The 11,576-nt window shown below is 59.8% G+C and carries 9 protein-coding genes; 5 read left to right on the top strand and 4 right to left on the bottom strand.

Going from position 1 to position 11,576, the window contains the following annotated elements:
• Positions 1–3 precede the first annotated feature (3 nt).
• Together HKK57_RS24130 and HKK57_RS24125 are read right to left on the bottom strand one after the other, a co-directional pair.
• On the bottom strand, positions 4–765 hold the full coding sequence (locus HKK57_RS24130) for a hypothetical protein (protein ID WP_169876269.1): 762 nt from the start codon (positions 763–765) through the stop codon (positions 4–6).
• A 327-nt stretch (positions 766–1,092) separates the two neighbouring features.
• Positions 1,093–1,458 carry a response regulator gene (locus HKK57_RS24125; protein WP_070996270.1) on the bottom strand — a complete coding sequence of 122 codons (366 nt, stop codon included), beginning with the start codon at positions 1,456–1,458 and terminating at the stop codon, positions 1,093–1,095.
• 223 nt (positions 1,459–1,681) lie between these two features.
• On the opposite strand from HKK57_RS24125, the gene HKK57_RS24120 reads away from it, so the two are divergent.
• The 5 genes from HKK57_RS24120 (at position 1,682) to HKK57_RS24100 (ending at position 8,243) form a co-directional block, all read left to right on the top strand.
• Positions 1,682–5,182, top strand: coding sequence for a response regulator (locus tag HKK57_RS24120; RefSeq protein WP_169390932.1), 3,501 nt, complete (start codon positions 1,682–1,684; stop codon positions 5,180–5,182).
• Positions 5,183–5,998, top strand: a complete 816-nt coding sequence (locus HKK57_RS24115; protein ID WP_029290490.1) for a CheR family methyltransferase — start codon at positions 5,183–5,185, stop codon at positions 5,996–5,998.
• On the top strand, positions 5,995–6,600 hold the full coding sequence (locus HKK57_RS24110; protein ID WP_169390931.1) for a chemotaxis protein CheB: 606 nt from the start codon (positions 5,995–5,997) through the stop codon (positions 6,598–6,600). Before HKK57_RS24115 ends, HKK57_RS24110 begins: the two co-directional genes overlap by 4 nt.
• Positions 6,594–7,787 carry a hybrid sensor histidine kinase/response regulator gene (locus HKK57_RS24105; protein WP_029290494.1) on the top strand — a complete coding sequence of 398 codons (1,194 nt, stop codon included), beginning with the start codon at positions 6,594–6,596 and terminating at the stop codon, positions 7,785–7,787. The genes HKK57_RS24110 and HKK57_RS24105 overlap by 7 nt, the downstream gene beginning before the upstream one ends.
• A gap of 78 nt (positions 7,788–7,865) precedes the next feature.
• Positions 7,866–8,243 carry a response regulator gene (locus HKK57_RS24100; RefSeq protein WP_029290496.1) on the top strand — a complete coding sequence of 126 codons (378 nt, stop codon included), beginning with the start codon at positions 7,866–7,868 and terminating at the stop codon, positions 8,241–8,243.
• A 57-nt stretch (positions 8,244–8,300) separates the two neighbouring features.
• Here the strand turns inward: HKK57_RS24100 and HKK57_RS24095 are convergent, their stop codons facing one another.
• A complete protein-coding gene (locus HKK57_RS24095; RefSeq protein WP_169390930.1) occupies positions 8,301–9,974 on the bottom strand; it encodes a response regulator in 1,674 nt (557 codons plus the stop codon).
• Positions 9,971–11,473: an ATPase domain-containing protein gene (locus HKK57_RS24090; RefSeq protein ID WP_104912256.1), complete on the bottom strand. Its 1,503-nt coding sequence runs from the start codon at positions 11,471–11,473 to the stop codon at positions 9,971–9,973. Before HKK57_RS24090 ends, HKK57_RS24095 begins: the two co-directional genes overlap by 4 nt.
• Between the last annotated feature and the right edge of the window lie 103 nt (positions 11,474–11,576).

Below are 11,576 nucleotides of genomic sequence, written 5' to 3'. Positions count from 1 at the left end.
TCCTTATTTCCCGAATGTCACATTGATCCCGGCGAACAGGGTGAATTGCGGCAAGCCGTCGCCTTTGCGCGCGACTGTCCACTGCGGCTCGACGTAGGCGTTGAGGATATTGCTGCCGGCTTTCCAGGCCTTGCCCCCACCAAAGCCGATGGGGATGTAGTGGGTGTCATTCTTCAGGTCGAAGGTCCAGGTGCCGGTGGAGCGCAGGTACCAGCCCTTGGGCAGGTTATGGATGATGAAGGGCTGGAAGGTCGCGCTTTCCACGTGGACCCGGTCGTGGTCGCCGGCGAACGAGCTTTGATACTGCACCAGCGCGCCCAGCAGGCCACGGGGCGAGGCGTCGATGGCCACGGCCGCCAGGCCCGCCTGCCATTTGCCGGTGCCCAGTTCGTCGTGTTCGGCGGTGGGGGCGGTGAGCTGTGGGCCGATGCCCAACTGCACGCCCTCGGTCTTGAGCAGGAAGATATCGAACAGGTTCAGGTCGCCGATACCGGTGCTGTAGCCGCTATGGGGATCGGGCCGGGTACTCAGGGGCAGGGTGGCGCGCAGCAACTGGGGGACGCCGATAAAGTCCGACGGGGCAATGGGCAGCGTGCCGCGCAGCAATACGTCATTGGTATGGGCGTTGGTGTCGTACAGCCTGGGCGTGTAGTAGTCCTGCAGGTTAGCGCCTGGTGCCAGGTTGAGCGGGTTATTGCTCTTGTTGGCGGTCTCGGCGTTATCGGCCTGGGCAGAAAACGGGGACAACAGTAAGGCGGCCAACATAAATGCTGGAAGTCGCGGTGGTGTGAACATGATGATTCCCCAGTTCCTTGGTCACTGACCCAATAGCGCTTCGTATGGGCTGCCGGTGGTCCTTATTCGGAAACTATGTAGGACATGTCGTTTGACGCTAGCAGCTAAATTCAGACTCGCTAGTCATTCGAATGAATTAGTGACTTTGTGTGTGGGCAATCACGGTTTTTTGCGGGGATATAGTTCTAGCAGAGCCAGTGCGCGGGGCAGGCTTGCCAGCGATGGCGCCCGACAGGGCGCTGAGTAGTGTCAGGTGGCCCAGGCCATTCTTAACGTCCATCGCTGGCACGCCAGTTCCTACAAAGGGGTAGCTAACATGCCTTTGACTTTATCGCGCAGTTGATCGATGGAGAACGGCTTGGCAATCATCTGCACGCCCGGGGGCAACTCGATGTTTTCGGCATAGCCGCTGGCAAGCAAGATGGGCAGGGCCGGGCGCAATGTGCGGGTCTGTTGCGCCAGTTCCTTGCCAGTTATGCCCGGCAAGCCAAAGTCGGTCATCATCAGGTCGATCACATTGGCGCCATCTTCTATAAGTCCCAGCGCCGTTTCGCCGTCTTCAGCCTCAAGCACCTTGAACTCCAGTTCTTCGAGTACATCGACGATCAGCATGCGCACGATGGCGTCGTCTTCGACTACAAGGATGGTAGAGGCAGCGGTCATAGTGAGGGTTCCCAGATGGTTGAGGTGCAGGTCTTGAACAGTTGAACGACCATCTTCTAATGAGTCGCGGCGATCCCGGCAAGTTCCCCAAACGGGGCGTGCATTGTGCCGATAATCAGGCTTGATGTCCTGGGTGTGTCGTTGAAATACGGCATAAACATAGCCGTCGTCGTCGAGTTTGGGGCAAACTTCCGGTTTTTCCGCACTTGGCCAAGGCACGCCCATGACTCCCGCTTCGTCAGTCGATGAAAACAGCTTCCGCAAACTCCTGAGCCGCAACGTGGCATTGCCACTGGGTGTGGGGGTTCTCAGTGCGGTGTTCTTTGTGTGCCTGATCACTTATCTGTTGTCGGTGATCCAGTGGGTTGAGCACACGGACCGGGTGATCAACAACCTCAATGAAACCGCCAAACTGACGGTCGACCAGGAAACCGGCATGCGCGGTTTCCTGATTACCGGCGACGAGCATTTCCTCGACCCCTACGAAGTGGCCAAGCCCCGGATCATTTCCGACCTGCGCAATCTGCAGGTCCTGGTCGCCGATAACCCCCAGCAAGTGGACCGACTCAAGCGCCTGGAGTCGCTGCAACTGGAGTGGAACAACTACGCCCAGACGATGATTGAGATGCAACGGCAAGAGGGCGATTACCGCGGCGCGGTGAAGGCCGGGCGTGGCAAGCGCCTGACCGACGAAATTCGCAAGGAGTACGAGGCCGCGATTGCCATGGAGCAGCAGTTCCGCCTTGATCGCAACGCAGAAGTGACCCGCACCACGGTGTTTAGCGTGGTGATCTACTTGCTGTTCGTGCTGGGCCTGAGCGGCTTTTTGGCGTATGTCGGGAGGAAGAATCTATTAGCCCTTTCAGACAGTTACAGCGCCAACCTGGCCTCGCAACTGAAGATTGCCAAACGCCTGGAACAGCAAGCGTGGCTGCGCAATGGCCAGACTGAACTGGCTGAACAGGTGCTGGGCCAACTGACGTTGAACCTGCTGGGGCGCAATATTCTGCAATTCTGCGCCCAATACATGGGCTCGGTGGTGGCTGCACTGTATGTGCGGGAGGAACACGGCGGCCTCAAGCGCGTGGCTGCGTATGGCTTCTCGCGGGAGCAGGAGCAGCAGGAGCAGGCGATTTACCGTGACGAGGGCATTGTCGGCCAGGCCGCCCAGCAACACCGTTTGATTCGCCTGGACGATGTGTCGGTGGACTACTTCAAGGTCAGCTCCGGCCTGGGTGATGGTGCACCGCGCAGCGTGCTGGTGGTGCCGACCAGCGATGATGATCGGGTCAACGGGGTCATCGAACTGGGCTTCCTGCGTCCTCTGGAAGAGCGCGATGTGGAGCTGCTGGAGCTGATCGCCGGCAATATCGGCACTTCTATCGAAGCGGCGCGCTACCGCCAGCGTTTGCAGGAAGTGCTGGCCGAGACCCAGCAGCTCAATGAAGAGCTGCAAGTGCAGCAGGAAGAACTCAAGACCGCCAACGAGGAGCTGGAAGAGCAGTCGCGCATCCTCAAGGAGTCCCAGGCCCACCTGGAGACCCAGCAGGCCGAGTTGGAGCAGACCAACGAGCAATTGGCCGAGCAGAGCCAGATCCTCGCCGACCAGCGCGATGCCATGGACCGCAAGAACATCGAGCTCAATCGCGTGCAGGTCGAGTTGGAGGATCGTGCCGATGAGTTGGAGCGCTCCAGCAAGTACAAGTCCGAGTTCCTCGCCAACATGTCCCACGAGTTGCGCACGCCCCTCAACAGCTCGCTGATCCTGGCCAAGCTGCTGGCAGAGAACTCCGATGAAAACCTCAGCGCCGAACAGGTCAAGTTTGCCGAGTCGATCTACTCGGCAGGCAACGATCTGCTCAACCTGATCAATGACATCCTGGACATTGCCAAGGTCGAGGCCGGCAAGCTCGATATGCGTCCCGAGAACACCAGTGTGGCGCGCCTGGCAGAGGGCATGCGCGGCATGTTCGAGCCGTTGGCCAGCGACCGCAAGCTGGGCTTCCAGATAGAGGTGCAGGCCGGTGCGCCGCTGATGTTGTTCACCGACCGCCAGCGTCTGGAGCAGATCCTCAAGAACCTGCTGTCCAATGCCGTCAAGTTCACCGAGAAAGGCCAGGTCAGCCTGACTATTTCCCGCCAGCCGGGGGAGGGCATTGCCTTTACCGTGCGTGACTCGGGGATCGGTATTGCCCCGGACCAGCAGCAAAGCATCTTCGAAGCCTTCCGCCAGGCCGATGGCACCACCAACCGCCGTTACGGCGGTACCGGTCTGGGGCTGTCCATTTCCCGCGACCTGGCCACCCTGCTGGGGGGCTATATCAATGTCACCAGTGAGCCGGGCCAGGGCAGTATCTTTACCCTGGTGCTGCCGGAACAGTACGTTGAACGCGATGAAGACGCGCCCGCCATCGAGCGCCCGCAGGCCGCGATGATTGCCCCGGCACCCGTAGCGCCCATCAAGGTGTCGCCGTTGCCCATGGCCGACGAAGCGTTGATACCGCGCTTTGCCGACGACCGCGAGCAAGCCCCGTTCACCACCCGCTGCATCCTGGTGGTGGAAGACGAGCCAAACTTTGCGCGGATCCTCTTCGATCTGGCCCACGAACTGGGCTATCACTGCCTGGTGGCCCATGGCGCGGACGAGGGCTACACCTTGGCCGAACAGTATCTGCCGGACGCGATCCTGCTGGATATGCGCCTGCCGGATCACTCCGGGCTCACCGTGCTGCAGCGCCTCAAGGAGCACGCCGAGACCCGGCATATCCCGGTGCATGTGATTTCTGTCGAAGACCGCGTCGAAGCCGCCATGCACATGGGCGCCATCGGTTATGCCGTCAAGCCCACCACCCGCGAAGAGCTCAAGGACGTGTTTGCGCGCCTGGAGGCCAAGCTGACGCAGAAGGTCAAGCGCATCCTGCTGGTGGAAGACGATGACTTGCAGCGCGACAGCATTGCCCGCCTGATCGGCGACGAAGACATCGAAATCACTGCCGTCGGTTTCGCCCAGGAGGCCCTGGACCTGCTGCGCAGCACGGTATACGACTGCATGATCATCGATCTCAAGCTGCCGGACATGCTCGGCAACGAGTTGCTCAAGCGCATGGCCACCGAGGATATCTGTTCGTTCCCGCCAGTGATTGTCTACACCGGGCGCAACCTCACCCGGGATGAAGAGGCGGAACTGCGTAAGTATTCGCGCTCGATCATCATCAAAGGTGCCCGCTCACCTGAACGGTTGCTGGACGAAGTGACACTCTTTTTGCACAAAGTCGAATCCCAGTTGTCCCAGGAACGGCAGAAGATGCTCAAGACCGCCCGCAGCCGCGACAAGGTCTTCGAAGGGCGTAAGGTGTTGCTGGTGGATGACGATGTACGCAACATCTTTGCCCTTACCAGTGCCCTGGAGCACAAGGGGGCGGTTGTGGTGATTGGCCGTAACGGCCGTGAAGCCATCGAGCGACTCAATGAAGTCGAGGACATCGACCTGGTACTGATGGACGTGATGATGCCGGAGATGGATGGCTACGAGGCCACTGCGTTGATCCGCCAGGATCCGCGCTGGCGCAAGCTGCCGATCATTGCGGTGACGGCCAAGGCCATGAAGGACGACCAGGAGCGCTGTCTTGCGGCCGGGTCCAACGATTATCTGGCCAAGCCCATTGACCTGGATCGGTTGTTTTCGCTGATCCGTGTTTGGCTGCCGAAGATGGAACGCATTTAAGTGGATCGAAGTACTGATATTGAACTGCGCTTGTTGATCGAGGCGATCTACCTCAAGTACAGCTATGACTTTCGTGATTACTCCGGGGCTTCGGTCAAGCGGCGTGTGGCGCATGCGTTGCGCCAGTTCGACTGCAAGACGATCTCGGCCTTGCAGGAGCGGGTGCTGCACGATCCCACGGCGTTCATGCAATTGCTGCAGTTCCTGACCATCCCGGTCAGCGAGATGTTTCGCGACCCCTCGCACTTTCTGGCGATACGCCAGGAAGTGGTGCCCCTGCTCAAGACCTACCCATCGATCAAGATCTGGATCGCCGGGTGCAGCACTGGGGAGGAGGTGTATTCCATGGCCATCCTCCTGCGCGAGGAGGGTTTGCTCGAACGCACGATCATCTATGCCACGGATATCAACCCCAACTCCCTGGAAAAGGCCAAGCAAGGGATCTTTTCCCTGGAGAGCGTGCGTGCCTACACCCACAATTACCAGCAGGCCGGTGGCACTCAATCGTTTGCCGACTACTACACGGCGGCCTACGATTACGCGATCTTTGACAAGACGCTGCGGGAAAACGTGACGTTTGCCGACCATAGCCTGGCGACCGACAGTGTGTTCTCCGAAACACAATTGATTTCATGTCGTAACGTTCTGATTTATTTCAATAAAAAGTTGCAGGACCGGGCGTTTGGATTGTTTCATGAGTCGCTGTGCCATCGCGGCTTCCTGGTGCTGGGCAGCAAGGAAACCCTGGATTTTTCCGCCTACAGCAAGCAGTTCGAACCCTTGGTCAAGCAAGAACGGATCTACCGCAAATCATGAATGAAGCTGCTGCCAGCCCGGCGTCTGTGTCGGGCGTCCAAGCCATTGTCGTCGGCGCATCCGCGGGTGGGGTCGAGGCGTTATTGAGCATTTTTGCTGTCTTGGCGCCAGGGTTCAGCCTGCCGATCATCGCTGTGCTGCACCTGCCGGATGAGCGCCGCAGCCAGTTGGCCGAAGTGTTTGACCGGCGCCTGCACATACCGGTGGTAGAGGCGCGGGACAAGGAAATGATCCAGCCCGGCACCCTGTATTTTGCCGGGCCTGGCTATCATTTGTCGGTGGAGCATGACCGCAGCCTGTCCTTGAGCCAGGAGGATCGCGTCCATCACTCGCGCCCGGCCATTGATTTTCTGTTTGAATCGGCTGCTGACGCCTATGGCCCGAATTTGCTGGCGATCCTGTTGACCGGCGCCAACCAGGATGGCGGGCGCGGCTTGGCCCAGGTCAAGCAGCTGGGCGGCATCACGGTTGTCCAGGACCCTTTGGAGGCGCGGGTGGACGTGATGCCCAAGGCGGCCCTGGCGCTGCATACACCTGACTATATTCTCACCTTGAGCCGCATTGGCGATTTGCTGGCTTCCCTGGAATCTTCCCCATGTTAACTACTGTCCAGGCCAAACTGCTGATCGTCGACGATCTGCCGGAAAACCTGCTGGCCCTTGAAGCGCTGATCAAGCGCGAGGACCGCCAGGTCTACAAGGCCTTGAGTGCCGACGAGGCCTTGTCGCTGCTGCTTGAGCACGAGTTCGCCATGGCTATTCTCGATGTGCAGATGCCCGGTATGAACGGCTTCGAGCTGGCCGAGATGATGCGCGGCACGGAAAAAACCAAGAACATTCCCATTGTGTTTGTCAGCGCCGCCGGGCGTGAGCTCAACTACGCCTTCAAGGGCTACGAGAGCGGCGCAGTGGATTTCCTGCACAAGCCGCTGGATATTCACGCGGTCAAGAGCAAGGTCAACGTGTTCGTCGAACTGTATCGCCAGAGCAAGGCCATGAAGCTGCAGGTCGAAGCCCTGGAGCACAGCCGCCGCGAACAGGAAGCCCTGCTGACGCGCTTGCAGGCCACCCAGGAGCAATTGGAGCAGGCGGTGCGGATGCGCGATGACTTCATGTCTATCGTGGCCCACGAAGTGCGTACGCCCCTCAATGGCCTGATTCTGGAAACCCAACTGCGCAAGATGCATCTGGCGCGCAACAACGCCAGTGCGTTCACCCTGGACAAGATGCATGCCATGGTCGACCGCGACGAACGGCAGATCCAGAGCCTGATCCGCCTGATCGAAGACATGCTCGATGTTTCGCGCATTCGCACCGGCAAGTTGTCGATTCGCCCGGCGCGGTTTGACCTGACGCAACTGGTGCGCAACCTCCTGGAAAACTTCGCCCCACAGGTGGCAGCGGCCGACTCTTCGATCCAACTGCACGCCGAGCAACCGGTGGAGGGCCACTGGGACGAGTTCAGGATCGAACAGGTGGTGTCCAACCTGCTGACCAACGCCTTGCGCTACGGGGCCAAGAGCCCGGTGGATGTGCGGGTGTACGCCGAGCATGGCGAGGCGCGGGTGGAGGTGCGCGATCGTGGAATCGGCATCAGTGAGGACAACCAGAAGCGCATTTTCCAGCAGTTCGAGCGCGTCACCGACAAACATGCCGTGGCCGGGCTGGGCCTGGGGCTGTTTATTTCCGAGCAGATTGTCGCCGCCCATGGCGGTACTATTGAGGTCGAAAGCCGGATAGGCGAGGGTGCCTTGTTCCGGGTGTGCCTGCCGATGGGGCTGGAGGCATGAAATCATTCAGCAATCCAACGCAACCTCTGCGTGACCCCATGGTCGTAACTGCAGCAACTGACCGAGCAAAGGCTTCCCATGAGTGAAGATGCACAAGATGTCGTACTGATCGTTGAAGACGACGAATCAATTATGTTTGTGCTGGGTGAATACCTGGCAGGCCTGGGGTATCGGGTTTTAAAGGCGATTGATGGCGAACAGGCCTTCGAAATCCTTGCCAGCAAACCCCACCTGGACCTGATGGTCACCGATTACCGGCTGCCTGGGGGCATTTCCGGGGTGCAAATCGCCGAGCCCGCGATCAAGTTGCGACCGGAACTCAAGGTGATCTTCATCAGTGGCTATCCCCAGGAAATTCTCGACTGCAACAGCCCGATCACGCGCAATGCGCCGATCCTGGCCAAGCCGTTCGATCTGGATACGTTGCACGAACATATCCAGCGTTTGTTGGCCTGAAAGGCGTTACAGAGTCGAAACCTGACACTTCGTTATGTGTGTACCGAGCCGGCGCAGTCAGGTGGCGCGAATCATCTCCCGCACCGTCTGCGTCAGTAATTCGAAGGTGAACGGCTTGGTAATCATCTGCATACCCGGGTCGAGAAACCCACCGCGTACCGCGGCATGTTCGGCATAGCCGGTGATAAACAGAACTTTGAGCCCTGGCCGCAGTTGGCGGCCAATTTCCGCTAATTGCCGACCGTTCATACCGGGCAGTCCAACGTCACTTATCAACAGATCAATCCGCTGCTCAGACTCGATGATCGGCAACGCGCTGTTGGCATCACCCGCTTCGACAAAGGCATAGCCCAATTCGCTCAATACCGCGCTGACCAGTACCCGCACGGCCGGATCGTCCTCGACAATCAATACGGTTTCACCGGCGTTGGCAAATGGCAGCTGCGGCGGGTTGAGGGGTTCCTCAGCGATTATTTCACCCGCAAAGCGTGGCAGGAACAGGCTGACCGTGGTGCCCTGGCCAACCACGCTGTGAATGGTCACATGGCCGTGGGATTGGCGGGCGAAGCCATAGATCATCGACAGGCCCAGCCCCGTACCCTGGCCGATGGGTTTGGTGGTGAAGAAAGGGTCGAAGGCGCGGCTGACAACCGTGTCGGGCATGCCACAACCGGTGTCGCTGACGCTCAACTCGACATAATCGCCGGGATTGAGGGTGCCGTAGGCTGCGGTGAATACGCTGTCGAGATGGCGGTTGCTGGTTTCCACCACCAACTGCCCGCCGTTGGGCATGGCGTCGCGTGCATTGAGCGCCAGGTTGAGCAGGGCACTTTCCAACTGATTGGGGTCGGCTTCGGCGATCCACAGCTTTTCCTCGACCCGAACATCCAGGGCGATGCTCTCGTTGAGACTGCGCCGTAGCAACTCGCTCATGGACGTCACCAGGTGGTTGATCTCCACAGGTTTGGAGTCCAGCGACTGGCGACGGGAAAACGCCAGCAGGCGGTGGGTCAGGCCGGCGGCGCGGTTGGCCGAGGTGACGCCCAGGTCGATCAGGCTGTCGAGGTCTTCGGTGCGGCCCCGGGCAACCCGCCTTCGCAGTAACTCCAGGCTGCCGATGATCCCGGTGAGCATGTTGTTGAAGTCGTGGGCGATACCTCCCGTCAACTGACCGACGGCTTCCATTTTCTGCGCCTGCCGCAGTGCTTCTTCGTTGGCGCGCAACTGCGCCGTACGTTCCTCGACCTGTTGCTCCAGGGTTTCCAGGGTGCTTTGCAGGCGCTGTTCACTCAGGCTGAGGTCGATCATTCGGTCGCGGGCCTCGTACTGGCGCCGGCGGCCGCGCAAGGCAGTGGTGACCAGGCTGATCAAGGTGACCGGGTGGAATGGGCGCTCCAGCAAGGTGATGTTGCCTAGCAGTGCGCTCAGGTGTGAGGACGCGTTCTGTTCGCTACCGCCGTGGTGGGTGAGCAGCACGATCGGCAAGTCGGACCAGGCGGGCTGCTGTTGCAGGTAAGTCAGCAACGGTTCGAGATCGGCGCCGCGCAAGGCTTCTGCAGCAATAATCAGCAGGCCGGCACCGTCCTCCAGGGACTCGCACAGCAAAGGCAGGCTGCTCGCAGTCACGGCGCCAAATCCCGCCTCGTTGAGCATCATTGTTGCCAGCGAGCTGTCGCGCCCCAGGGGCGCCAGAATAATTGCACGCTCGAATGTCTCGGCCCGCGCCGTCACGAACTCTCATCCTTGAGCAGCGGCTTGCCGGCACCCATGTACGTGGGCACGCCGCGCAACACGCCCTGGAACGCCTCGAGGGGTTCGCCGATGGTCATCCCGGTGCCGCTGATGCGGTACTCACGGATGGTCGACTCATGCCTGCCGGTGCGTTTCTTGATGATCGAAATGGCACGGCGCACCTTGCCCAAGGCTTCGAAGTAACGCAGCAGAATAACCGTGTCGGCCAGGTAGGTAATGTCCACTGGCGCCTGCATATCACCCACCAGGCCGTGTTGGGCTACCGTCATAAAAGTCGCCGCGCCGCGTCGGTTGAGGTACAGCAACAGTTCGTGCATGTGCAGCACCAGGGCGTTTTCTTCAGGCATCGCCGCCTGATAGCCGTTGATACTGTCGATGACCACGGTCTTGATCTGGCGTTCGTCGACGCAGCGCCGTACGCGATGGGAGAACTCTCCGGGTGACAGTTCGGCGGCGTCCACCTGTTCGATCAGCAGGTTGCCGGTGGCTTGCAGCGCCTCCAGGTCGATCCCCATGTTTTTCATGCGCTCAAACAACAGGCCCAGCTCTTCATCGAAGATAAACAGTGCGGCCTTTTCCCCGCGGGCCACCGCCGAGGCAGCAAAAATCATCGAAATCAACGATTTGCCCGTACCGGCAGGGCCAAGGATCAGCGTGCTGGAGCCGGTCTCGATACCGCCGCCGAGCAGGGCATCCATCTCGCTTATGCCGCTGGTCAAGGTCTGGCGGTTGTAGCCGCCGCGATGCTCGGCGGCCACCAGGCGGGGGAATACATGCACACCGTCGCCCATGATGGTGAAGTCGTGGAAGCCGCCCCGGTATTTCTGCCCGCGGTACTTCACCACGCGCACCCGGCGACGTTCGGCGCCGTAGTTGGGGGTCAGTTCTTCCAGGCGAATCACCCCGTGGGCCACGCTGTGTACGGTTTTGTCCAGGGCTTCGGTGGTCAGGTCATCGAGCAGCAAGACCGTGGCTTCATAGCGCACAAAGTAATGTTTGATGGCCAGGATCTGGCGGCGGTAACGCAACGAGCTTTGCGCCAGCAAGCGGATTTCCGAAAGGCTGTCGAGCACCACACGGGTCGGCTTGACGCGCTCCACGGCTTCGAAAATCTGCCGGGTGGCTTCGCCCAGCTCCAGATCCGAGGAGTACAGCAGGCTTTGCTGATGTTCGGCGTTCAGCAGGCTTTCGGGGGGTGTCAGTTCAAAAATATGGATGTTGTCGTCCAAGTCCCAGCCATGGGATGCCGCGCCCTGGCGTAATTCGCGCTCGGTTTCAGACAGGGTGATATACAGCGAGCGTTCGCCATTTTTTGCCCCCGCCTGAAGGAAATGCAGGGCCACCGTAGTCTTGCCCGTACCTGGCTCGCCTTCGAGCAGGAACAGGTGGCTGCGTGACAGGCCACCGTCAAGAATGTCATCAAGACCTTCGATACCGGTCGCCGCCTTTGCTGTGAACAGCTCTTTGGATGTAGACAAGAAGTGCCCTCGGATCACTTATCAAGTAGAGGGCGCGTGCCTGAGCAAACGCGCCATATTTACTTGACCGTGGTGCCGATTGGCGGTTCAACGTTTTGTTAAA

The organism is Pseudomonas sp. ADAK21 (genome assembly GCF_012935735.1).
Taxonomy (GTDB): Bacteria; Pseudomonadota; Gammaproteobacteria; order Pseudomonadales; family Pseudomonadaceae; genus Aquipseudomonas; species Aquipseudomonas proteolytica.
Note: the sequence above shows the minus strand (reverse complement) of the source record. Positions and strands in the feature narration are given on the sequence as shown.

What these genes read in the sequence shown, in the direction of transcription:
- HKK57_RS24120 (WP_169390932.1), top strand. Translation starts at nt 1,682, where the DNA reads ATGACTCCCGCTTCGTCAGTCGATGAAAACAGCTTCCGCAAACTCCTG.
- HKK57_RS24110 (WP_169390931.1), top strand. Translation starts at nt 5,995, where the DNA reads ATGAATGAAGCTGCTGCCAGCCCGGCGTCTGTGTCGGGCGTCCAAGCC.
- HKK57_RS24100 (WP_029290496.1), top strand. Translation starts at nt 7,866, where the DNA reads ATGAGTGAAGATGCACAAGATGTCGTACTGATCGTTGAAGACGACGAA.
- HKK57_RS24125 (WP_070996270.1), bottom strand. Translation starts at nt 1,458, where the DNA reads ATGACCGCTGCCTCTACCATCCTTGTAGTCGAAGACGACGCCATCGTG.
- HKK57_RS24130 (WP_169876269.1), bottom strand. Translation starts at nt 765, where the DNA reads ATGTTGGCCGCCTTACTGTTGTCCCCGTTTTCTGCCCAGGCCGATAAC.
- HKK57_RS24105 (WP_029290494.1), top strand. Translation starts at nt 6,594, where the DNA reads ATGTTAACTACTGTCCAGGCCAAACTGCTGATCGTCGACGATCTGCCG.